The sequence below is a fragment of the Tepidisphaeraceae bacterium genome, from assembly GCA_035998445.1.
Lineage (GTDB): Bacteria > Planctomycetota > Phycisphaerae > Tepidisphaerales > Tepidisphaeraceae > DASYHQ01.
The window spans coordinates 507,695-531,167 of record DASYHQ010000018.1; the positions used below are offsets into that span (position 1 = coordinate 507,695).

13 protein-coding genes are annotated in these 23,473 nt (G+C 63.8%); 7 read left to right on the top strand and 6 right to left on the bottom strand.

What is annotated here, in order from left to right:
- The first annotated feature begins 418 nt into the window (after window positions 1-418).
- The 3 genes from VGN72_08835 to VGN72_08845 all read left to right on the top strand — a co-directional run bounded on the left by VGN72_08835 (window position 419) and on the right by VGN72_08845 (window position 5,332).
- Window positions 419-1,168 (top strand): hypothetical protein, encoded by a 750-nt coding sequence (locus tag VGN72_08835; protein ID HEV7299453.1) that lies wholly within the window; start codon window positions 419-421, stop codon window positions 1,166-1,168.
- Window positions 1,169-1,278: 110 nt separating this feature from the next.
- The gene (trpD, locus tag VGN72_08840; protein HEV7299454.1) at window positions 1,279-2,304 is read left to right on the top strand and encodes an anthranilate phosphoribosyltransferase; all 1,026 of its coding nucleotides are present in this window, start codon (window positions 1,279-1,281) and stop codon (window positions 2,302-2,304) included.
- Between the two features lie 388 nt (window positions 2,305-2,692).
- On the top strand, window positions 2,693-5,332 hold the full coding sequence (locus VGN72_08845; GenBank protein ID HEV7299455.1) for a glycosyltransferase: 2,640 nt from the start codon (window positions 2,693-2,695) through the stop codon (window positions 5,330-5,332).
- A gap of 745 nt (window positions 5,333-6,077) precedes the next feature.
- Here the strand turns inward: VGN72_08845 and dnaE are convergent.
- The 4 genes from dnaE to VGN72_08865 all read right to left on the bottom strand — a co-directional run bounded on the left by dnaE (window position 6,078) and on the right by VGN72_08865 (window position 14,647).
- Window positions 6,078-9,965, bottom strand: a complete 3,888-nt coding sequence (dnaE, locus tag VGN72_08850; GenBank protein ID HEV7299456.1) for a DNA polymerase III subunit alpha — start codon at window positions 9,963-9,965, stop codon at window positions 6,078-6,080.
- 388 nt (window positions 9,966-10,353) lie between these two features.
- Entirely contained in the window at window positions 10,354-13,128 is a 2,775-nt protein-coding gene (locus tag VGN72_08855; protein ID HEV7299457.1) for a PQQ-dependent sugar dehydrogenase, read from the bottom strand.
- An 87-nt stretch (window positions 13,129-13,215) separates the two neighbouring features.
- Window positions 13,216-14,097: an aminotransferase class IV gene (locus tag VGN72_08860; GenBank protein HEV7299458.1), complete on the bottom strand. Its 882-nt coding sequence runs from the start codon at window positions 14,095-14,097 to the stop codon at window positions 13,216-13,218.
- Between the two features lie 229 nt (window positions 14,098-14,326).
- Window positions 14,327-14,647 (bottom strand): hypothetical protein, encoded by a 321-nt coding sequence (locus VGN72_08865; GenBank protein ID HEV7299459.1) that lies wholly within the window; start codon window positions 14,645-14,647, stop codon window positions 14,327-14,329.
- Between the two features lie 111 nt (window positions 14,648-14,758).
- Between VGN72_08865 and VGN72_08870 the strand changes: the two genes are divergently transcribed.
- On the top strand, window positions 14,759-16,054 hold the full coding sequence (locus VGN72_08870) for a PP2C family protein-serine/threonine phosphatase (protein HEV7299460.1): 1,296 nt from the start codon (window positions 14,759-14,761) through the stop codon (window positions 16,052-16,054).
- A 520-nt stretch (window positions 16,055-16,574) separates the two neighbouring features.
- On the opposite strand, the gene VGN72_08875 is transcribed toward VGN72_08870, so the two are convergent.
- Together VGN72_08875 and VGN72_08880 are read right to left on the bottom strand one after the other, a co-directional pair.
- Complete coding sequence (locus VGN72_08875) at window positions 16,575-19,064, bottom strand: von Willebrand factor type A domain-containing protein (protein HEV7299461.1); 2,490 nt, start codon at window positions 19,062-19,064, stop codon at window positions 16,575-16,577.
- Window positions 19,065-19,226: 162 nt separating this feature from the next.
- The gene (locus tag VGN72_08880; protein ID HEV7299462.1) at window positions 19,227-19,736 is read right to left on the bottom strand and encodes a sigma-70 family RNA polymerase sigma factor; all 510 of its coding nucleotides are present in this window, start codon (window positions 19,734-19,736) and stop codon (window positions 19,227-19,229) included.
- Window positions 19,737-20,076: 340 nt separating this feature from the next.
- Between VGN72_08880 and VGN72_08885 the strand changes: the two genes are divergently transcribed.
- From VGN72_08885 to VGN72_08895, 3 genes are all read left to right on the top strand, one after another.
- Complete coding sequence (locus VGN72_08885) at window positions 20,077-21,480, top strand: aconitase/3-isopropylmalate dehydratase large subunit family protein (GenBank protein HEV7299463.1); 1,404 nt, start codon at window positions 20,077-20,079, stop codon at window positions 21,478-21,480.
- Between the two features lie 140 nt (window positions 21,481-21,620).
- A complete protein-coding gene (galK, locus tag VGN72_08890; protein HEV7299464.1) occupies window positions 21,621-22,793 on the top strand; it encodes a galactokinase in 1,173 nt (390 codons plus the stop codon).
- Window positions 22,794-22,869: 76 nt separating this feature from the next.
- Window positions 22,870-23,466, top strand: a complete 597-nt coding sequence (locus tag VGN72_08895; GenBank protein ID HEV7299465.1) for a hypothetical protein — start codon at window positions 22,870-22,872, stop codon at window positions 23,464-23,466.
- Window positions 23,467-23,473 lie beyond the last annotated feature (7 nt).

Consider the following 23,473-nt stretch of genomic DNA (forward strand, 5'->3'; position numbering starts at 1 on the left):
AGGGATCTCGAAACCCGGGCGATTCTCGGTTTGGGAGATCCCTCAGGTCGGCAAGCCTCCCATCGGGATGACAATTGGTACGGTGCAGATTCCGGAAATCGCCCTCACCTAACCTCTCCCGGCACCTGCGGGAGAGAGACCGGAACCACGGCCCGAAGATGGCCGTCTTCTTCGCGGTCCTTCGCGTCCGCCCTTCGCGACCTTCGCGTGCTCTTTCCTTAGCCCAATTCATGCAACGGCATCCGTCGACGCCTCAGATTACCCATCTTGCCACCATCTCAACGTTGAGCTCGGCTTATATGGCGAAAGCGAAATGGATTACTCAACAACCCGCTCATTTTCCCGTATACTCTCGACCGTGAACCATCCTGAACTTCGTCCTTCTCGCGGCAGATCGCGGGGCGCTTCGCTCGTCGAGGTGACCGTCGTCGTCGGCATCATTGCGCTCCTCATCGGCATCCTTATCCCCACGGCCCAGGCGGTACGGCATCAGTCGTTCATCACGCAATGCGCGTCGCACCTGCAGCAGCTGGGTGGCGCGATGACGATGTACATCAACGAGAACCGCTCGCTGCCGCGCACGACCTATTCGCAGGGCATGCCGCTAACGGCCGGCACCGGCATTGAATCGACTGACCCGTTCGGTGTGGACGGCCCGCGCCCCAACGACGTGACGGCGTCCATCCACCTGCTTCGCCGGACGCAGAAGCTGCCCGCGACCATCTTCGTCTGCCCGTTCAGCGACGCCGAGCGCGCGATCCCGGACAAAATCGACGCACGGTTGCAATCGAACTTCAGCAACTACCGCCAGAACCTGGGCTACAGCTTCGCCGTCCCCTATCCGGACCACGGCCCGTCGCCCCGGCCGTCGCGGTTGCTGACCAAGAGCTACATCCTCGCCGCCGACATCAACCCCGGCTTCGCGGGCGCCGACGACAACGCGGCGCTGGCGACGATCGAATCGCCCGCCCGCATTGCCACGATGGCCAACAGCGCCAACCACGCCAAGGACGGCCAGAACGTCCTCTACGGCGACGGTCACGTCGACTGGGTCACCACCGCCTTTGCCGGCCCGCTGGAAGACAACATCTTCACCAACCGCCGGAACGAAACGTGGTCGGGCCCGATCGATGACCTCGACGTGATGCTGCTGCCGACGGACGATTAGGGGAATTGCCGATTTTCGATTTGCGATTTGCGATTCGCGATTGAAGGCGTTGGTCGATCGCACTCCGCCGCGTTTTCAATCGCAAATTGGCAATCGAAAATCGCAGATCCATGAAAGACCTTCTCCTCAAACTTTGCCGCCGCGAGGACCTGACGCGTGACGAGGCGCGGAACGCGTTCCTTCACCTGATGTCGGGCGAGGCGACGGAGGCCCAGATCGGTGGCATGCTGATCGGGCTGGCGGCCAAGGGGACGACGGTCGATGAACTCGTCGGCGCGGCGACGGTGATGCGCGAAAAGTCGGTGCCGATCGATTGCGCGACCGGTGACGTCATCCTGGACACCTGCGGCACCGGTGGGTCGAAGCTGCGGGCGACCGGGCTGTTCAACATCTCCACCACCGCCGCCCTCATCGCGGCGGCGGCGGGGGTGAAGGTTGTGAAGCACGGGAACCGATCGGCGAGTTCCAAGTCCGGGTCGGCGGACGTGCTGGAGAAGCTGGGCGTCGTGCTGGAACGCACGCCGGGCCAATTGGCGACCTGCCTGGAGAAAGCCAACATCTGCTTCGCGTTCGCCCGCAGTCATCATCCGGCCATGAAGCACGTCGCCGGCGCCCGCACCAGCCTTGGCGTGCCGACGATCTTCAACATGCTTGGGCCGCTCTCGAACCCCGCCAAGGCGCGCCATCAGCTGCTTGGTGTGTTCTCTCCAGAACTGACCGACCGCTTCGCGCAGGTATTGCGCGAGCTGGGCAGCGACCGGGCCTGGGTCGTTCACGCCGAAGACGGGCTGGACGAGCTATCGACGCTCGGTCCGACGCGCGTCGCGGAGCTGCGCGACGGCCAGGTGAAGAGTTGGACGCTCGACCCGGCAGCGGTCGGTTTGCCCTACGGCCGACTGTCCGACCTTCAGGTTAACGGCGTCGACGAGTCCGCCGATGCCATCCGCCGGATCTTGGACGGTGAGACCGGCCCCCGACGCGACATCGCCCTACTGAACGCCGGCGCCGCCTTGGTGGTCGCCGGGAAAGCCACCGACATCCGCGCGGGGATCGCCACCGCGGGGATCGCCATCGATTCCGGTCGCGCCCGCGCCACGTTGGACGCCTTGGTCGGCGCGTCCAACGATCAACTTTAGAAAATGACGGACCTTCCCGTCACCCCGTTTAGCCGCGAGCTTGCTCGCGATGGGTTCGTCACCAATCGCGAGCAAGCTCGCGGCTAGAGCGTTGAACGTCTGGTCCCCTCTCCCGGTACGCCGGGAGAGGGGACCAGACAGGCTTCACTCGGGTCGTTCAACTGTTAGACATCCGGGACGTTTTCGTTCTTGCCCCCAAGTGTTCTGGAGAAGCGGTCTCCAAACCCAAACGCTTCGCTTATCCGTCGCAAATCGAAGGTCGGTTGGATCGGGGCGCCACGCTAGGGGTGGTGTGTTACCGAAAAATTTGCCATATCGCTGGACGCCGCGATACGGTAACAAGTGGAATGTCGGGCGCTCGGTTCCCGTGCTCGCGAAAGGTACGCAGATGCAAAACAACTCCTCGCCAGTCAGCAGCAGCGCCACCCGGCGGGTCGATCTGCACTGCCATTCCAGCGCCAGCAACAAGCCCGCGGAAGCCATGCTCGGGGCCATTAAGTGCCCCGAATGCTATAGCTCGCCCGTCGAGGTCCACAACCAGGCCAAGGCGCGCGGCATGCACTTCGTCGCCCTCACCGATCACGATTCCCTCGACGGCGTACAGCAGATCGTCCACCTCGGTGACGTGCTCATGGGCGAGGAGATGACCACCTGGTTCCCCGAGGACAACTGCAAGCTCCACCTGCTCGTCTACGGCATCGGCCCGGCCCAGCACGAAGCGCTTCAGGCGATGGCGAGGAACATCTACGACGTCGCGACCTATATCGAAGCCAATCAGATCGCCCATTCGGTCGCGCACCCTCTGTACCGCCAAAACGATCGGCTGGAACGCTGGCACCTCGAACGGCTGCTGTTGCTGTTCAAGGGTTTCGAATGCCTGAACGGCGCCCACAGTTCGCTGCACCGGGAGGCGTTCGAGCCGGTGCTGGACAGCCTGACCGAAGCGCACATCCAGCGACTGGCCGACAAACACAACTTGCCGGCAAAGTGGCCCCAGCCGTGGGTGAAGTCGCGCACGGCCGGCAGCGACGATCACGGCCTGCTGAACATCGGCCGGGCCTGGACCGAGTTCCCCGAGGGCACGCAAACCGTCGCCGACGTGCTGCAGTGCCTGCGCGAGGGCCGCTGCGCCCCCGGTGGTGAGGCGGGCAGCAGTCCGAAGCTCGCCCACACGTTCTACAGCGTGGCCGTGCGGTACTACGGGCGCTCGCTGCTCGAGCCCAGCGGTGGCACACCAAACCTGGCGGCGTCGCTATTGCAGACCTTCGCCGGTGAACGCCGCATGCCCGGCAAGGCCGAGATGGCCTCGCTGGTGATGCGCGGCAAGATCAAAAAGTGGAAAGGCGACCTCGCCAACCGCCTGCGGTTGAACCGGCCGGAAGTCGCCCAGCCTGCCCCCGCGCCGATTGTGCAGGACGCGAACGCGATTCAGCCGTCCGTCGGGCCGTCTTCCACGCCCGCGACCACCGACCCCAACAGCAGCACGAAGCTGCTTCAACGCCTGTTCCTCAACAGCGCCCGCGAGCGTCTGAGCGATCATCCCGACCTGCGCGACGCCTTGGCCAAGGGCCTGCCACCGCTCGGCGAGCACGTGCCGATGTTCGACTTCGTGAACGCCGTCAATCGCGACGTGTCGCGCGGCATTGCCGACTACATCAGCACGTCGCTCGACAAGGCGAGCTTCTCCGGGCTGTTCGAGGGCATCGGCGCGATCGCGGCGCAGCAGTTCGTGTTGTCGCCGTACTACTTCGCGCTGTTCCACCAGAACAAGGAACGGCACCTGCTGCGCGAGATCACCGGCCGCACCGCGTGCAAGTCGGCCGACCAACTGAAGATCGGCCTGTTCACCGACACGCTCGACGAGACCAACGGCGTCGCCCGCTTCATCCGCGACATGGCCGCCAAGGCACAAGCCCGCGGCCTGCAACTGCACGTTCACACGAGCGCCAACGACACCCACTACCACGTGCCCGGCCGGCGCAACTTCAAGCCGTTGCTGTCGCGACCCATGCCCTGTTACGAGTCGCTATCGCTCAACCTGCCGCCCTTCCTGGAAGTGATGGAATGGGCCGACCGCCAGCAGTTCGACGCGATCCACGTCTCCACGCCGGGCCCGATGGGCCTCTGCGGCTGGATCGTCGCCAAGATGCTGCGCGTGCCGTTGCTCGGGACCTACCACACCGACTTCCCCGCGTACGTCGAACGCCTGACCGGCGACCACCGTGTGACCGAGGGGGCGACCACCTACATGCAGTGGATGTACCGAAGCATGGCCGGCGTGTTCACGCGATCGAAGGCCTACCGCTTCAAGCTGCAGGACCTGGGCATTGCCGACGACAAAGTGCTGGCGTTGCCCGCGGCCATCAACACCGACACGTTCAACCCCGCCGGGCGCGACATCAACGTCTGGGCCGACCTGAACGTCACGCAACCGAAGCAACTGCTGTACGTCGGCCGGATCAGCAAGGAGAAGAACCTGCCGCTGCTGGCCGAGGCGTTCAAGCGTCTCTGCGCCACCCGCAACGACACGGCCCTGGTGATTGCCGGCGACGGACCGTATCTGGACGAGATGAAGCAGGAACTGATCGGCCTGCCCGTGCGGTTCCTCGGCAGCTGCGACGACGCCAAGCTCGTGCCGCTTTACTCGTCGGCCGATCTGTTCATCTTCCCCTCCCGCACCGACACGCTCGGCCAGGTGGTGATGGAAGCCCAGGCCTGCGGCCTGCCGACGATCGTCAGCAATGAAGGCGGCCCGAAGGAATCGATCGAGGACGGCGTGACGGGTGTTGTGGTTGCCAGCGACGACGCGAACCGTTGGTGCCAGACGATCGACGAATTGCTGACCGACGACGCCCGCCGCTCGCGCATGGCCCGGGCGACGGTTGCCCGCACGAACCGCTTCTCGCTCGACACGACGCTGGACGCCTTCTGGGCCGCCCATGCGACGGCCGTCAGCAACTGCGCCAGCCATCCCGATGTCGCCCACGACTTGCCGCACGTCGGCGGTACCTTGGCAACGGGACTGTAAGACTGTTGAGACGACAGACACCGGCACCGGCGACCACCCCTGACCGCGGTGCCGCCCGACGCGGTCTTCTGTAGGACAGGCATTCCTGCCTGTCTCTCCCCCCGTCTGCCTCTCCCCCCGTATTCGCTCTGTGGCACAGGCATTCTTGCCTGTGTCTCTTTTATTCTTCGCTTCCGGCGGGACGGACATTCTTGTTTGTCTCTCTTTCGCGTTGCGCTTCCATCAATAGAGAAGAGACGCGAAGGCACGAAGGCGCGAAGTGTTCGCGAAGGGGATCTTTGCGACTCAGTGCCGCGACGGCGGTTTGGGTAAGCGGAAAGCTGAATTCGTGCACCATTATGCACCATTTTGCACCATCGGGTGGTTGAGTTGGACGAAGCGCTGGCTCGACAGTCCGCTATTTGATTGTCAAAGAACGCGCTCTCTATCTCTACGCCCGCGCTGCGCGATTCAGGCGTGATTGGCGCAACAACCACGGCCTTTCTTCGCGTCCGTCTTCGCGTCTTCGCGCCTCTTTTCTGCTGATGGAGGCGCGACGCAAAGAGAGACAGACAAGAATGTCCGTCCCACCCAATGCAAAACCGAAGGCAGAAAGAGACACAGGCAGGAATGCCTGTGCCACAGATGAGAAGCAGAAGAAATTCGGGGGGAGATAAGACGGGGGGAGAGACAGGCAGGAATGCCTGTCCTACAGAAGATTGGAAGTCCGAATCGGGCTCGCCACCCCCGTCCCCGGCTTTCGCGGCTACGCCGCGGCTTCTTCCAGCATGTCGGCGTCAGCCTCGGCGATCGCAAGGTCGTCGGCATCGGGAAGGTCCTGCGACATGGCGGACGACTCCGTCGCGGCTTCTTCCTTGAACATCTGTTGCTGTTGCAGGCGCTTCATCCGGCGCGCTCCCGCGCCGTTGAACAACACGTTCTCGGCCCCCAGCAGGCGGTCCAGGTCATCCTTCAGATTCTTCGACGGCCGGACGGCCAGTTCCTTCAGCCAGACCACCACGCGGCCCTTGGCGGTGGGCACCTGCAGGTAGACCTTCATCGGGCCCTTGTGGGCGGCCAGGATGGGCTTCAGTTGCGCCAGCGTGTCCGGGGCGTGCTTAACAGGATCGATCTTCAGGCCGATGTCGGTCGTGAGCTTGCCGATGGCATCCTTCACGGGCGTCACTTCGTTGATCATAAGGCTCGGGGTCTCGCGCTTGCGGTCGACCTTGCCCTTCACGAAGACGATCGCCTCGGCCGACACGGCATCGGGGTAGACGCGGATGATCTCGGCGAACGTCTCGGCGAACATCGTGCCGTCGATCTGGCCGTCCATGTCTTCCAGCGTGATCATCGCCATCGGCATGCCGGCGCTGCGGCCGTTCTTGGTGACGACCTTCTTCACGCGGTTGATCATGCCGCCGATCATCACCTCGGTGCCTTCCGGCAGGTTCATCGCTTCCTTGGTGCTGGCGGTGCTGTAACGCTCCAGCGCGGTCTGGTGTTCGGTGAGGGGATGGCTGGTGATGTAGAAGCCGAGCAGTTCCTTCTCGAACTTCAGCAGATCGGCGCTTTGCAGATCTTCGATATCCGGCAGCGCATCGCCCAGCGCATTGGCACTCTGCCCCGCGCTGGCCGCGGGCGCGCCGAACATCGCCATCTGGCCATTGCGGCGGTCGGCCTGCGCGCCGGCGCCGGCCTCGTACGCCGGCTCCAGTGCCGCCAGCAACTGCGCGCGGTTGCCGCGCAGCGAACCGAACGCGCCGCACTTCACCAGCGCTTCCACCGTGCCGCGTTGCACGGTGCGGGCGTCGACGCGGTCGCAGAAGTCGTACAGCCCGCTGAACGGGCCCTTCTCCTTGCGGTTGGCAACGATGGCCTCCACGGCCTTGGCGCCCACCCCGCGCACCGCGGCCATGCCGAAGCGAATGACGCCCTCGGTCGGTGGCTTGCCGGTGGCAGCGGTCTTCGGAAGCTTCTTGCCCTTGGGGCCTTCCTTTTCCACGTAGACCGGCGTGAAGTCCATCGCCGACACGTTCACGTCCGGCGGCAGCACCTTGATGCCCTTCGTGCCGTCCGCCAGCGTCATCCGGCGGCATTCCTCGATGTACTCGACCATCTTTTCCGTGCTGCCGATTTCGTACGTCAGCAGCGCGGCCATGTATTCCACCGGGTGGTACGTCTTCAGGTACGCCGTCTGGAACGCCACCACGGCGTAGCGCGTGCTGTGGCTCTTGTTGAAGCCGTACCCGCCGAACTTCAGGATGTGCTCGAAGATCTGCTCGGCCTGTTCCTTGGTGATGCCCTTGGCGATGCAGCCCTTGAGGAACTCGGGCTTAAACTTCGCGATGACGTCGGTCATCTTCTTGCTGATCGCCTTGATCAGCTTATACGCGGCCGACAGCTCGATGCCGCCCAGCTCGTTGAAGATCTGCATGACCTGTTCCTGGTAGACCATGATGCCGTAGGTCTCGCTCAGGAGCTTGTCCATGATCGGGTGGACGTTCGGCACGGGCTCGCGGCCGTGCTTGCGGTTGCAGTAGCTGGGGATCAGTTCCATCGGGCCCGGGCGATAGAGCGCGTTGGCGGCGATGAGGTCTTCGAGGCGGTCGGGGGCCATCTTCATCAGAAGGTCCTGCATGCCGCCCGATTCGAACTGGAACACGCCGCGCGTCTCACCGCGGCAGAAGAGGTCGAGCACCTTGCGGTCGGTGATGTCGATCTTCTCGATGTCGAAGTCGTCCGGCAGCCGGCCGTTCTCCTTGGCCAGCTTCACCGCCCGCGTGATGACCGACAACGTGCGCAGGCCCAGGAAGTCCATCTTCAGCAAACCGCACTTCTCAGCGATCGGGCCTTCGAACTGCGTGAGGATGTTGTCGTCGGAATCCTTGTACAGCGGCACCAGCTCGTCGAGCGGCATGTCGGCAATGATGACGCCGGCCGCGTGCATGCCGGCGTTGCGGCAGAGGCCTTCGAGCTGCTTGGCGAGGTCCATCACCTGGTTGATCACCGGGTTGCTGTTGACCAGTTCGCGCAGCTCGGGCACGTCCTTGATCGCCTTTTCCAGCGTCATGCCGGGCGTGCCGGGGATGAGCTTCGTCAGCTTGTCGATGTCCGCCAGCGGCACGCCCATCACGCGGCCAACGTCCTTGCACGCCGCCTTGGCCGCGAGGGTGCCGAAGGTGATGATCTGGGCGACGTGGCCGTACTTGTTGCGCACGTAATCGATCACGCGCCCGCGGCCGTCCTGGCAGATGTCGATATCGATATCGGGCATTTCCTTACGGCTGGGGTCCATGAACCGCTCGAACAGCAGCCCGTACGTCAACGGATCGACGTTGCACAGCCCCAGCAGGTATCCCACCATCGTCCCGACACCGCTACCGCGGGCGCCGACCGGAATGCCGTTGTCGCGCGCGTAGTTGCAGAAGTCCCAGACGATCAGGAAGTAGCTGCAGAAGTTTTTGCTGATGATGACGGTCAGCTCTTTTTCCAGCCGATCGCGCACGGCCTGAGAGACGTCGGTGGTGCCGTAGCGCCACAGCAGGCCATCTTCGCAGAGCTGGCGGAGGTAAAGTTCGTCGTCGGATTTGGTCGGAGTGGCGAGGGCACCATCGATGCCGTCTTGCATGGCCGTGGCATGGGCGTCTCGCCCATGCGGGTCAGCAGGCAAAGAAATTCCATTTGTGGCAGCGGCTTGATCGGTCGGATCGGCTAAAACAACGCCTTCCGCGCCGGCCACATGCATGGGCGAGACGCCCATGCCACGGTTGCGCAGCTTCTCCGTCGGCACCTTGTAGACCGGGGCGTACTGCTTCGTGAAGTCCAGCTCCACGTTGCACATCTGGGCGATGCGCACCGTGTTGTCCATCGCGCCGGGGAACTGGCCGATCGCGGCCTGCATTTCGTCGGCGCTCTTCAGGTACAGTTCGGTCGGGTACTTGAGCCGGTTCTCGTCGTTCAACAGACGGCCCATGCTGATGCAGCAGAGCACGTCGTGCGCGTGATGGTCTTCCTTCTTCAGGAAGTGGACGTCGTTCGTTCCCACCAGCCCCACGCCGAGCTTATTGGCGACCTCGACCAGTTCGGGATTGACCTGGTCCTGTTCCTTGATGTGCTTCTGAACTTCAATGAAGAAGCGATCGGGCGCGAAGATCTTCGCGTACGTCTCGGCCGCCTCTTTGGCGAACTTCCAGTCGCGGCGCTTCAGCAGTGCGCTGGCGACCTCGCCACCCAAACAGGCGCTGGTGCCGATCAGGCCACGGCTGTGTTCCTTCAGAATCTCTTTGTCGATGCGCGGCTTGTAATAGAACCCCTCGCGATACGCCCGGCTGCTGAGCCGGATGAGGTTCTTGTACCCCTCGAAATTCTCGGCCAGCAGCAGCAGGTGGTACGCCGTCTCACCCGCGTTGCCACTGCGGTCATCGCGGGCGCCGGGGGCGATGTAGGCCTCCATGCCGATGATCGGCTTGATGCCTTCCTTCCTGCAGTCGTTGTAGAACTCGATCACGCCGAACATGTTGCCATGGTCGGTGATGGCCAGGCTGTCCATCCCCAGCTCTTTGGCGCGCTTGGCGAGCTTCGACGTCTTGCAGGCCCCGTCGAGCAGCGAGTAATGCGTGTGAACGTGCAGGTGACAGAACTTCGAGCTCATGCGGCCATCCGTGGTGTACAACGTCTTCGTCCCACCCACACGCAACTCCAGCGCAGGCGAACGGTTGCCAATCGAGTTATCACGCGTCCTTGAGACGTCCCTGAGCAGAGCGGCCGAGAGGAACGACACGACCGCGGGCGACGCCATCCTTGGCCCATGCCCAAGGTGCGTTATAGCAGGTGAACGGTTACCGAACAACGGGGGATCGAATCCGCGACAACACACACGCGCAGGATCCAGCAAATCCGGCCAGCGATTGCGGGTCCCCACTCCCGATCGTATCTCGCGTGAGAACGAGGGACGGCGACGCCGGGAAACATTCCCTTGGCGGCGTTGACGCGAATGCGCGCCTCCAGAACGCCGTCCGTCAGCTTCAGCCTTCCCGCCTTCACACCAGCGGAATCAGCGCTGAAGTCGGCACGGTTTGCTTGCTCATCGTCGGGCTGGACCATAGCAGGCGCATGATGGCGTGGCCCGTGCTTTCCATGTAGTCGATGCGGATGTCGTTCTCGATGCCGGCGGCCAGCGCGATGGTGGCCGAGCGTTCTCGCACGGAGCCGTTGGTCCAGAGGTCGATCAGCAGCTTGCCGTTGATCCAGAGGCGCACGCGATCGTCGGCCTGCGTGTGGAACGTGTAGGTCTGCGACGTCGGCGCGACGATCTTGCCGACCCAGCGCACGGCGAACGTGTCGCCGCCGATGTCGGGGGCGGGCGAGTTGTAGCCCCAATTGAAGTTCACGGTGGAATCGAGGCGCGTGATGCTCTTCCCGGTGAAGTCGGCGTTGTCGTAGTAGGTGGCCTGCAAGCCACTGGGGCGGAGCACCGACGGCGTCAGCCGGCTGCTGGGGACCGCCTGCTTCGACTGCGACGAGCTGGACCAGAGCAGTCGCATCACCGCGTGGCCGGTGTTCTCCACGTAATCCACGCGAATGGGATAGGCGACGCCGGCGGTAAGCGCGATGGTGGCCGAGCGTTCGCGTACGGGGCCGTCGGTGGAGAGGTCGATGAGCAGCCTGTTGTTCACCCACAGGCGCACGCGGTCGTCGGACTGCGTATAGAAGGTGTACGTCTGCGAGTACTGCGGCGTCACCTGGCCCGTCCAGCGCACGCTGAACGTGTCGGCGGCGATGGGCGCCATCGGCGCGCCGCGGTCCCAGTCGAAGTTGACGGCAGCATCGAGCCGCGACGCGGACGTGCCGGTGAAGTCAGGATTGTTGTAGTACGTCGCGTGCAGCCCGGACGTCGCGGCCGCGTACGTGGCGGTGTAGGTCGTATTGGCCGTGGGCATGGTGATGTTATGCGTGGCCGCCCCACCGTCGGACCATCCGGTGAACCGGTACGTGACGCCGTTCAGCGTTTGCGTCTCGGGCGCGCCGAGTTGCCGCAGCATGCCACTGACGGCCTGCTGCGTGACGGGGGACTTGATCGGCTGCCCATCGAGCGCCAGCGAGAGGCCGGGCACGCTCGTCTGAAGCGACAGGTTGACCTTGCGCGGCTGAAGGTCGCGCGTGGTGGTGTGGGTGAGGCCACCGGAATCGGTCACGGTAAGCGTGATGCGGTAGAAGACGTTCGTCTCGGTGTGGCCGGTGTTGGGAATGGTGAACGTGCCGCTGGTAACGCCGGTGCGCGTGGCGACGAACGGGTGCGTGTGCGAGTCGTGGTGCAGATCGACCCGCCACGCGAAGCGCGACGCGCGCAGCGCGCCGTCCTGCGAATCCGTCGCGCGTCCGTTGAAGGAGAACGTCTGCCCACCATTGTAAATCGTGCCGGCGGCCGGCGAGGTGATGGTGCCGATCGGTGCGGTGTTGCTGGTGACGGTCAGCGTGGCGGCGTTGCTGCCGGTGGTGCCGAAGGCGTTGGTGACGAACGCGCGGAAGACGGCGTTGTTGTCGGACGTGCTAGTCGCGTTGATCGTGTAGCTGCTGCCGGTGGCGTTGGGAATGGTGACATTGTTGCGCGTCCAACGGTACGACAGTGTACCGGGCCCGGAAGCGCCGACCGTGAAGGTGACGGGCTTTCCACTCGTCACCGTCTGGCTCTGCGGCTGCGTCGTGACGCTCGGCGGTTGCGAGGGCGCGTAGTTCACGCGCACCACGCGCCCGCCGTTGCCGCGTTCGAGGTAGTACAGCGAGCCGTTGTCGCCCACCGCCAGCGCGATGGGGGACGCCAGACCCGTGGCGAACTCTTGGACGGTCGGCGCGCTGCCACCCAGGTCCAACCGGCGCACGTAGCCTGCGACGTAGTCGGTGAAGAAGAAGTCACCGACGTTGTGGCTGGGGAACGCGACCGTCTGCGGATTGTAGAACGCCGCCCCGGCGATCGCGGCGCCGTTGAACGTGCTGCCGATGTAGTGCGGGTAGGCGAACAGGGGCGACTCGTAGGACGCGTCGTTCGTCGGCCCTTCGGTGCCGGGCCAGCCGTAATTGGCGCCTGCGGCGCCGAGGTTGATCTCCTCCCACGATTGCTGTCCGACATCATTGATGAACATCTTGCCGGTGCCGGGCTGCACGCCGAACGAGAAGGGGTTGCGCAGGCCCAGCGCCCAGATGGCCCGGTTGTTGCCGGTGGTTTGGTTGTAGAACGGGTTGTCGGTCGGAATGGTGCCGTCGCGGTTCAGGCGCAGCATCTTGCCGTGCAGGTTGCTAAGCGACTGCGCCTCGATCGGACGATTGTTCTCACCCACGGCCACGTACAGCTTGCCGTCGGCCCCGAAGTTTATCGCCCCACCGTTGTGGTTGCCGGCGCTCAGCGGGTCCAGTTCCAGCAGGATCGTCTCGCTGCCGGGCACCGCGACGTTGCCGTTGGCGGTGAAGCGCGACAGGCGGTTGTGCGTGTTGGGCGTGGAGGCGGTGTAGTAGACGTAGACGTGCTGGTTCGATTCGAAGTCCGGATCGAACGCGACGCCCAGCAGCCCGCGCTCGCTGTACGCGACTGTGGGAACGGTTACGAACGGCGTCGACAGCAGCGCGCCGCCAGCGGTGATGACCTTCAGCGCCCCGCCTTGTTCGGCGACGAACAGCCGGCCATCGGGGGCGAACTGCATGGCGGTGGGCTTCTCGAGCCCGGTCGCCACCAGTTCTTCCGTGAAGCCTGCAGGCACGCTGGCGAGCAACGTGCGGCCTTCAAGCGTCTCGACCGCAAAGGAGGGGCGCCGGTACGACATAGGTTGGTTTTCCGTAGGAGTGAAACGGTGCGGAGCAATCGTACCGCCGGGCGACGGTTACACAAATTTCCGTTCCTCATACCAAACTCATCCAGCGAGCGCCGTTGCCAGCTGCTTCGTGGTCGGCCCTGGTCGATCGTCGCCGATCGCCGACCGCTCGATGCGGCAGACGGGCATGACGTCCATCATGCTGTTGGTCAGAAAGACCTCATCGGCGGCCAGCAGCGCGTTCACGTCGATTGCGGCGGTCTTCACGGTGATGCCCTGCGCACGGGCGGTGTCGATGACGGCCTGCCGCGTGATGCCCGGCAGCACGCAGCTGCGCGGGTATGGCGTGGCGGCGTCGATCGCTTCGTCCCGCATGTCAGCAGGTGTAGGGGGCGTGATCAGCACGCGGTCCTTCACGATGAAGACGTTGGAGATGCTGCCGGACTGCAGGTAGTTGTGGACGTCGAACCAGAGCGCCTCGCCCGCCGACCGCACGTTGGCCGATCGCAGCGCGGCCAGGCGGCTGAGGTAGTTCAGCGTCTTGTGGCCCGCCTGCACGTCGTAAGGATTGAGCTTCTGATCGTCGATGAGGACGACCGTCATGCCGCGCTCGTACAACACCTGCAGGTACGGCGCCTGTTCGGCGGCGGTGAAGAACACGGTGGGCGATAAACCGTCGCCGGCCGTCGCGGCACTGCCCCGCGTAACGGTGAGCCGCATGCGGGCGTCGGTGAGACCGTTTTGCGCCAGCAATTCCCCCGCGATCGCGATTAGCGCCGCATCGTCGTACGGCAGCGGAATCGCAAGGGCCTCACAAGACTGCCTCAAGCGCGCCAAATGTTGCGGCAGCCGCACGACCGCCCCACCGACGGCCTTCATCGTGGTGAACACACCGGCGGCGTGCAGCAGGCCGGTATCGCGGATCGGCACGTGGGCGGTGGCATCGGAAACGTAGGCGTCGTTGATCCAGACAATGCTCATGGGCGAGGAGTATAGCGATTGATCCTAAATGCAAAGGGCCAAACCACGATGCCAAAGAAAACCCCAAGCCCCGATGCCAAACAAATGACCAAACACCAAATCCCAATCGGAGGGTTCTTCTCTCCGTGTCTGCGTCTGTGTTCTCAGTGTCCTCTGTGGTCCAAACTCTTCTTCGCGCCACCTTCGCGCAATCTTCGCGCTCTTCGCGTCTAACTCTTCTACGAGCCCGTTATTCAGGTTGCCGCGGCTCACCGTCCATGTCGACCTGGCCCTCGTCTTCCACCTCGATATGCATCAGGCTATCGGCGGCGGCGTCGGGGTCGTCGTTGAAGTCGGGTTGGACCTCGTCGTCGATCACGTTCAGATCGGGCTCGCCGGTGGCATCAGCATCGGTCGCGGCAATGGATTCGGCGTTCTCCTCAGCTTCCACGTTGCCGTCGACGAGGCTGGGGGGCACCTTCGATTTGTCGATGCCCTGGTCGCCGAGATAGCGGTTGCCGGCGCCGCGCATCACGTTCTCGCTGTTGGGGTCGAATAGGCCTTGCGTCATGACGTCTCCCAATCCTGAAAGAGTGAAGGAAATGCGCTGGCCGTCCGCTTCGTGATCGGTGCCATCGCACGTACAATCGTGGCCGGCCAACACGTGCAATCTTAGCCGCTTATGACCGATCTCACCACGTTCTTTTCCGGCAAGCACACCTCTCCCTGGCAGGAGCGGCTGGCGTTCGTCATCAGCATGATGAAGGACATCAGCAGCCAAGCGGACGCCAAATCGCTAGTGGCCGCCTACAGCCGCTATATGAACCAGGTGATGCCGATCGACCGCCGGCTATCGCTGTCGCGCCGCGGCTTGCCGCACGGTTCGGTGCGCATCACGCGATCGAGCACGTGGACCGACGAGATCGACCCCTGGGGCAGTGACGCGCGGCTGCCGATATTCACGTCCGGCCTGCTCAGCGAGATGATCTACCGCGACGGCCCGACCGTCATTAACGACCTTCAACTGGACCCGAACGATCCGGCGTGCGAATACCTGGAAGGCATGGGCTCGCTGACGGCGTTGCCGTTGTACGACCAGGGCGAGGCGCTGAACATGGTGGTGTCGCTGCGCCGGGCGCGCGACACGTTTACGCCCGACACGCTGCCCGAATACGTGTGGACCGCCAACCTGTTTGGCCGGGCCACGCACAACCTGGTGCTGGGCGACGAGGTGCGCAAGGCGTACGACGCCATCGACCGCGAACTGCAAACGGTGGCGGCCGTGCAGCACTCGCTGTTGCCACAGGAACTGCCCAAGCTGGCGACGCTGGAGATCGCCGCCCACTACGTCACCAGCCGCTGGGCGGGTGGCGACTACTACGACTTCTTCCCGATCGACGCGCACCGCTGTGGCATTTTAATCGCCGATGTCAGTGGTCATCGCACCCCGGCGGCGGTGTTCATGGCGGTCACGCACTCGCTCGCGCACACCGCGCCCGACCCCGCCGACCCCGACGCGTTCCTGCGGCACATCAACCGCGGCTTGTGCCGGCACTACACGCGCGAGACCGGCCGGTTCGTCACCGCGTTCTACGGCGTGTACGACGACGACGCCCGCACGATCACCTTCGCCAACGCCGGTCACCCCCCGCCGCACGTGCGGCGGTCGAGCGCCAACGTCTTCGAACTCGATGGCAACAGCGGCATCCCACTCGGCATCCTGGACGACGAGACCTATGCCGTCGACACCGTCCACCTCTGCGAAGGCGACCTCGTCGTGCTCTACACCGACGGCGTCACCGAGACCCGCAACGGCGCCGACGAACTCTTCGGCACCGAACGCCTCGACGTCGCCATGATGCAGGCCGAGTCCACCCCCCCGCTGATGCTGGCCGCCGTGCTGGGCGCGATGGACGCCTTCCGGGCTGGCGTAACGCACATGGACGACGTCACCCTGCTCGCCGCCCGCGTGCGGTAGAGCGCGAGGGACCGGCTCCTCTTTCTTCTGTAGGACAGACATTCCTGTCTGTGTCTCTTTACTCTTCCTCCTGGTGGGACGGATATTCTTGTCTGTCTCGATCTTTCTGCGCAACAAATGCGAACACGAAGGTCACGAAGGGAGAGCACGAAGACCACGAAGAAGACCGGTGACCCTTACCTGCGGCGGTCTGGGTAAGGCAACACGCGAATCCATGCACCATTTTGCACCATTGTGCACCATCGGTTGATGGCGAACGGACTTAGACTGGCTCGCGCGTCGTCTATTCGGTTGTCAAAGAGCTCACTATCCATCTCTACGCCCGCGCTGCGCGGAAGAGATGGTGTCGGCGCAACGCGCTTCGGATTCTTCGTGTCCTCCTTCATACCTTCGCGCCTTCGTGGCTCCCCTCTTTGATCGCGGCTAGCACCACGTGGCAGACAAGAATGTCCGTCCCACAGGGAGAGACAGGCCCGAATGCCTGTCCTACAGCAGACGCCCCCCGGCGGCGGCGGCGCGGTTACTGGTCTTTTAGGATCACGGCCTGCATTACCAGTTGGATGAACTCGCCGCGGTAGCCGTTCTTGTCCTCGCCCTTGGCGCTCGTGGCGATCTTCAGCACATGGCCGAGCGTGGCGTCGCCCTTGTGCGGCGAGTCGCGCAGAACCATCCCGAACGCCGCCACCGCGGTGGCGAACTTGAAGTCGGTCGACGCCGTGGCGAACGCGTGGCCGGCGTCGGTTACCGGGAACTGCAGCAGCTTGCTCGTGCCCTGCTCCAGCGGCGCATCGGGGGCCTTGTAACGCAGCTTCAGTGTCAGCAACTCATCACCCCCCGCGACCGGCTTGGACGCGTCCACCTGCGGTTGATACTTCAGCGGATCGACCCCCGGCAGCGTCGTCGGTGGCTTCACGCCGACCGGTACCACCTCGTACAGCGCCGTCACCGTATGACCCGCGCCGATCTCGCCGGCGTCCTTCTTGTCGTCGTTGAAATCCTCCTTGGCCAGCATGCGGTTCTCGTAGCCAATCAAGCGGTACGAATCCACCTTCGCCGGGTTGAACTCGACCTGGATCTTCACGTCCTTGGCGATGGTGACGAGCGTGCCGTTCATCTGCTCGACGAGCGTCTTCTTCGCCTCGGCCAGCGTGTCGATGTAGGCGTAGTTGCCATTGCCCTTGTCGGCCAGCTTCTCCATCGTCGAATCCTTCACGTTCCCCATGCCGTACCCGAGCACGGAGAGGAAGACGCCAGATTTCGCCTTCTCCTCGATCATGCGAGTAAGGTCGCCCTCGTTGGTGACGCCAACGTTGAAGTCACCATCGGTGCAGAGGATGACGCGGTTGACGCCGTTCTTGATGAACGCGCTGGCCGCCTGCTCGTACGCCAGCGTGATGCCCGCGGCCCCGTTGGTGCTGCCGCCGGCCTCCAGGCGATCGATGGCGGCGAGGATGGCGTCACGGCCGGCAGACGCCTCGGCCGGCAACCGTTTCACTTCGTCAAGAAAGTCCGATTCGACCTGCTTCTGGTTCGCAGGTTGGCCGTTGATAGTGACGATCTTCGGCTGGTATTTCTCGTTCCACAACCGATTCGCGCGGTCGATAACCGATCCGTCAGTCTTCGTCCCCACCGTCGTCGGTGGCAACACCAACCCACTGCTGCCCGCGTACACCGCGATCGTCACCTTGTCCTGTGCGTTCAGTTCGCGAACGAGCATCTTCATGCTCTCCTTCAGCAACGGCAGCTTGTTTTGCGATTGCATCGAGCCCGAGACGTCGATCAGAAAGACAAGGTTCTTCGGCGTCTCCTTGATGGCCTTGTCCTGCGACGCATCCTTGCCGCGCAGCGCCACCCGGACGAGCCGATGGGCCGGGTTCCACGGCGTCGCTGCGATTTCGACGTTCGCCGCGAACGGTGCATCGCCGTCGGGCTGCGGGTAGTCGTACGGGAAGTAGTTCACCAACTCCTCAATCCGCACCGCATCCGCCGGCGGCAGTTGCCCGTCGTTCAGGAACCGCCTGACGTTCGAGTACGACGCGGTGTCGACGTCGATCGAAAACGTCGATAGCGGGTTCTGCGCCGCGGCTAAGAACGGGTGGTCGTGAATGCGGGCGTAGGACTCGGTGTTGAACGAGCCATCATGGCGAACTGTCTCTTTCAGCCCATCTGCAATCCATCCGTTCGGTGGGCTCTCTAGCCGAAACATCTCGTCCGCTGCAATTGCCATTCTCGGATGCTGGTTTACGCTGAATTTGCTATCCGAGGGATTGGGTCGACCCGCGGCCAGCGCCGGTGGCGGACCTGCAGAGGCCAGCGACGGACGCCACGCAAGCTGCTGCGGCTGCTGCTGCCCGCTATTCCCCGGATTCGGGATGCCGCCTACTTCCGCACCTTCGACAACTCCAGCCAGAGTTTGACCACCCAACAAAAGCGTCGAGTCATCCGACACGTTCGCTTGAGTTTGCACATCGGTTCGCACGCCCCGCTGCGGAGGGGGGGCACCTACCGCCATGCCAGTGTTCGGCACCGCGCCTGGCTCTCGGGCCGCAGGGGCGGCGGCGATCTCCCCCTCCCGTGTGATAACCATGTTGCTAGGTGGAGCGCCGAGTGAATACGCAGGCTGCTGATGCGCCAGATACGAATGTCCGTTGGGGGCACGCTGTTCGTTGTACGTCATCACCGAAACCGCCACCGTCGCCGCCAGGACGATGCTGGCGGCGGCGGCGATTGTGGTGGGCCGGCGGTAGAAGGCGGGCCGCCCCTTGTTGGCCCCGCCCGTTACCGTCGTGGTTGCATTCAGGATCGCCGCCCGTTGCGGGAGCGTGAGGGAGGTCGCGGGCTCGACGGCCAACGCGGCCTGCAGTTCCACGGCGGTGGCGCGGATGGCGGTGACGGTGTCACGGGCGGCCGGGTTGGATTCCAGGTACGCCTCGACCTTCGCGGTGGCTTCGGGCGAGAGCTCGCCAAGGGCGTAGGCGGTCAGGGTGGCGTCGTCGATTTCGTGTGACATGGGGATGTCCTTGTTCTTCCGTGGCATGGGCGTCTCGCCAATGCGTGCGGTAAGGCGGATAGTTCCGTTTCTAAGTGCCGCTGGGTCATCGTGGTTCGGCACCAATCAAGTCTCTCGTTCCAATCCAAAAGCATGGGCGAGACGCCCATGCCACGGTTGGACCTAAGTCACGCACTTCTCGCGGATCGTTTTCAAACCGGTGCTGATCAGAAAACCGACGTTCGATTCGCTGAGCTGCGTGACCGCGGCGATCTCGCGGTAGCTGAGGCCGTGCTGGAACTTTAAGCGGATCGCTTCCTGCTGGTTCGGTGGCAGCGTCGCCAGCAGTCGAACGATGCCGGCGGTCGATTCGGACCGTTCGGCCGACTCGGGGGGCTCCGGCACGGTGCTCGTGAACTCGGCGACCGCGGCGTCATCCAGTTGCGTCATCCGACCCTCCTTGCGTTTGGCGTCCAATGCCTTGTTGCGGCAGACGGTGTAGAGCCACGCCTGCAAATTGCCGTTGAGCTCGTGCGGGCGGCTGCGGCACAGCTGCAGGAACGTCTCCTGCACCACCTCGCGGGCATTCTCGACCCGCCCGACGATCCGCAGGGCGTACGCGATCAGCGGCCGCTCGTAGCGGTCGATTGTGTCGCGCAGGCCGGGGGCGTCGTCGGGTGGGGTTGGTGTCATTGCATGGGCTCGCCGGTTGCGTCTGCAGGTATAACGGACGAGCGTGGGATTCCTTAGTTTCGAATTATTTCACTGTAGAGGCGCGCGTGTGGTGGGTTCATCCGTGCGGCAGGCAAACGCATGTCATCCCGAAGGCAGCGGTAGCGACCTGAGAGGTCTCAAACGACGGAAGCTCCAGTTCGTGGGAGATCCCTCGGGTCGCTACAGCTCCCCTCCGGATGACTACAGCGCGCAGTTGCATCCTCGAGCCGACGAGCCACTGCAGCACATAGAAGCCAGTTGACGGGCATGCTATACTCTGCCACTTACGTTATTTCAGACGTTGACAGGAGCTTGCTACATGCCCGGTATGACGATGACGGAAAAGATCCTCGCGAAGCACGCGGGGAAAGGCCATGTGACCCCCGGTGACAACATCTGGGTAGACGTGGACGTGCTGATGACCCACGACGTCTGCGGGCCGGGCACCATCGGCATTTTCCACGAGAAGTTCGGCCGTGAGGCGAAGGTTTGGGACAAGGACCGCGTGGTGGTCATCCCCGATCACTACATCTTCACCGCCGACCAGAAGTGCCATCGTAACATCCAGATCCTTCGCGACTTCACGAAGGAACAGGGTCTGAAATACTACTACGACCCCGAGTTCGTGAAGGCCGAGGGCATGCCCACGCCCTACCGCGACCCGACCAAAACGAGCTACAAGGGCGTCTGCCACAAGGCCCTGCCGGAAGAGGGCCACGTGCGCCCCGGTGAGATCATGCTGGGCACCGACAGCCACACCTGCACCGCCGGGGCGTTCGGCATGTTCGCGTCGGGTGTCGGTAATACCGATGCTGCGTTCACGCTTGGCACCGGAAAGACCTGGCTGAAGGTGCCGCCGACGATGAAGTTCACCTTCAACGGGCAGATCCCCCCCTACCTGACGGCCAAGGACCTCATCCTGGCGGTGATCGGGCAGATCGGGGTCGACGGCGCCACCTACCGCACGATGTACTTCGCCGGCGACGGCATCAGCAGCCTGACGCTCGAAGACCGCATGACGCTGACCAACATGGCCATCGAGGCCGGTGGCAAGAACGGCGTGTGCGACGTCGACGAGAAGACGCTGCGCTATGTTCGCGCCCGGTCGAACCGCCCGAACTGGGAAGTGTTCACCGACGACAAGGATGCCAGTTACTTCGCCGAGTACGAATGGGACCTGAGCACCATGGAACCCATGGTCGCCAAGCCCCACAGCCCCGACAACAAGGACACGGCCTACAACTGCCGTTCGGTGAAGCTGGACCGCGCCTACATCGGCAGCTGCACCGGTGGCAAGATCACCGACATGATCTTCGCGGCCAACCTGCTGAAGGGGCACACCGTCAAGATCCCGACGTTCGTCGTCCCCGGCAGCACCGAGGTGCACGCCGACATGCAGCGCCTGAACCTGCGCGGCGTGCCGAAGGACACCAACGAAAAGAGCATCGAGGACGTCCTGAACGACGCCAACTGCCTGATCGGCCCCAGCGGTTGCGCCGCCTGCCTTGGCGGGCCCAGCGACACGTTCGGGCGATTGAACCAGGCCGAGGTCTGCATCAGCACGACCAACCGCAATTTCCCCGGCCGCATGGGCAGCACGAAGAGCGCGGTCTACCTGGCGTCGCCACTGACGGTGGCCGCGAGTGCATTGACGGGCTACGTCACCGATCCGCGCGAGTACGTGAGCGCCCCGATCGAGACCGGCATGGCTGGCGTGATGTAGATCGCACCGGCATTTGAAACAGACGCCTGCGGTTCCGCTGAAGAGCTGGGCCGCAGGCGTTTTTCTTGCGCGGCACGTCACGGCCGCGCCCGCGTTGCTCGCTTGCGGCTTGGCTTTCCCGCACGTACCTTCCCCGCACCATGCAGATCGACACCAGCGACATCAAGCAACAGTTCACGAAAGCCTTCGGCACCGAAGGCGGACGCGTCCACGTCTTACGCTCCCCCGGTCGGGTCAACCTGATCGGCGAGCACACCGACTACAACGATGGCTTCGTCTTCCCGATGGCGATCGAGCCGCACGTGTTGTTCGCGTTTCGGGCGCGTACGGATGGGCTGGTCCGCATGGTCAGCACCGTCTACCCCGACCAGTTCGTCGAGTTCTCGGTGAACGAGCCAATCGAGCGCGGCGAACCCAAGTGGTCGAACTACCTCCGTGGCGCCGCGGCCGAGCTGGTGAAGGCGGGCATTCCGCTGGTCGGCATGGATCTGCTGCTCGACAACACCCTGCCCATGGGTGGCGGGCTCTCCAGCAGCGCTGCCTTGGAAGTCGGCACGGCCCGTGCCCTGCTGGCGCTTGCGGGGCTGGAGATGGACGAGACGCGCATCGCGCTGCTGGCCCAAAAGGCCGAACACGAGTTTGCGCTCGTGCCCTGCGGCATTATGGACCAGACGATCGTCACCAGCGGCCGGGCGGGCCACGCGATGCTGCTGGACTGCCGCGACAACTCCAAGACGTTCATCCCGCTGGACTCGAACGAGCTGCGCGTCGTCATCGTCAACAGCATGGTCAAGCACGAGCTGTCCGGCGGTGAATACGCCGAGCGCCGCCATCAGTGCGAGGAGGGCGTCGCGTTCTTCCAGAAGATCGACCCGAACGTGAAGGCGCTTCGCGACGTGACGATGAAGCAGGTCGAGGACGCCAAGGGCCAGCTGCGCGACGTCGTCTTCCGCCGATGCCGGCACGTGGTGGGTGAGAACGCCCGCGCGACCCGCTACGCGACGCTGCTGTCGACCAAGGGATACGAACAGGCCGGCGAGCTGATGGTGCAGAGCCACAACTCGCTGCGCGACGACTACAACGTATCGACGCCGGAACTGGACCTGCTGGTGGTGGAATCGATGAAGGTCAAGGGCGTCTACGGCGCCCGCATGACCGGTGGTGGCTTCGGTGGCTGCATCGTCGCGCTCGTTCAGCCGCGGGCCGTGCAGGCGTTGACCGACCACCTGAACAAGGTCTACCCCGAGAAGGTCGGCGAGCAACCCGGCATCTACGTCACCACCGCGACCAACGGCACCGAGTTGATCGAGTAGCATCGATCTCCACCTGTTACACTTCCATTGTCCGTGAACGAAAACCGTCACCCATCCAAAGAAGGGGAACGCACTCATGGCCCAACCGCAAACCGACCGCTTCTCGCACGACCGCTACCTCATCCGCCAGAAGGTCTTCAAACTCTTCGGCGAGGCATTTCACGTCTACGACGCGGCCGACAACGTCGTGCTGTACTCGAAGATGAAGGCCTTCAAGCTAAAGGAGGATCTGCGCCTCTACACGAACGAGGACATGAAGACCGAGGTGCTGCGCATACAGGCCAAGTCGATCATCGACTTCCGCGCCGGCTACGAGGTGTACGACTCGCTCGCCGGCCAGCGGGTGGGCTCGCTGCGCCGTCACGGGTTCAAGAGCATGATTCGCGACGAGTGGTCGGTGATGGACGCGAACGAAAACGTGATCGCGACCGTTCGCGAGGACAGCCAGATCCTGGCGCTGATCCGCCGGTTCATCGAGGCGGCCTCGATGTTCCTGCCGCAGAAGTACCACATGGAGATGAACGGCCAGACCGTCGTCACCTACCATCAAAACTTCAACCCGTTCGTGAAGAAGCTCGAGGTGCACGTGATCGACCCGCAGTGCAAGCTGGACCGCCGGCTGGCGCTGGCGACCGGCATCCTGCTGAGCGCGATCGAGGGGCGCGAGGGGTAACAGCGGA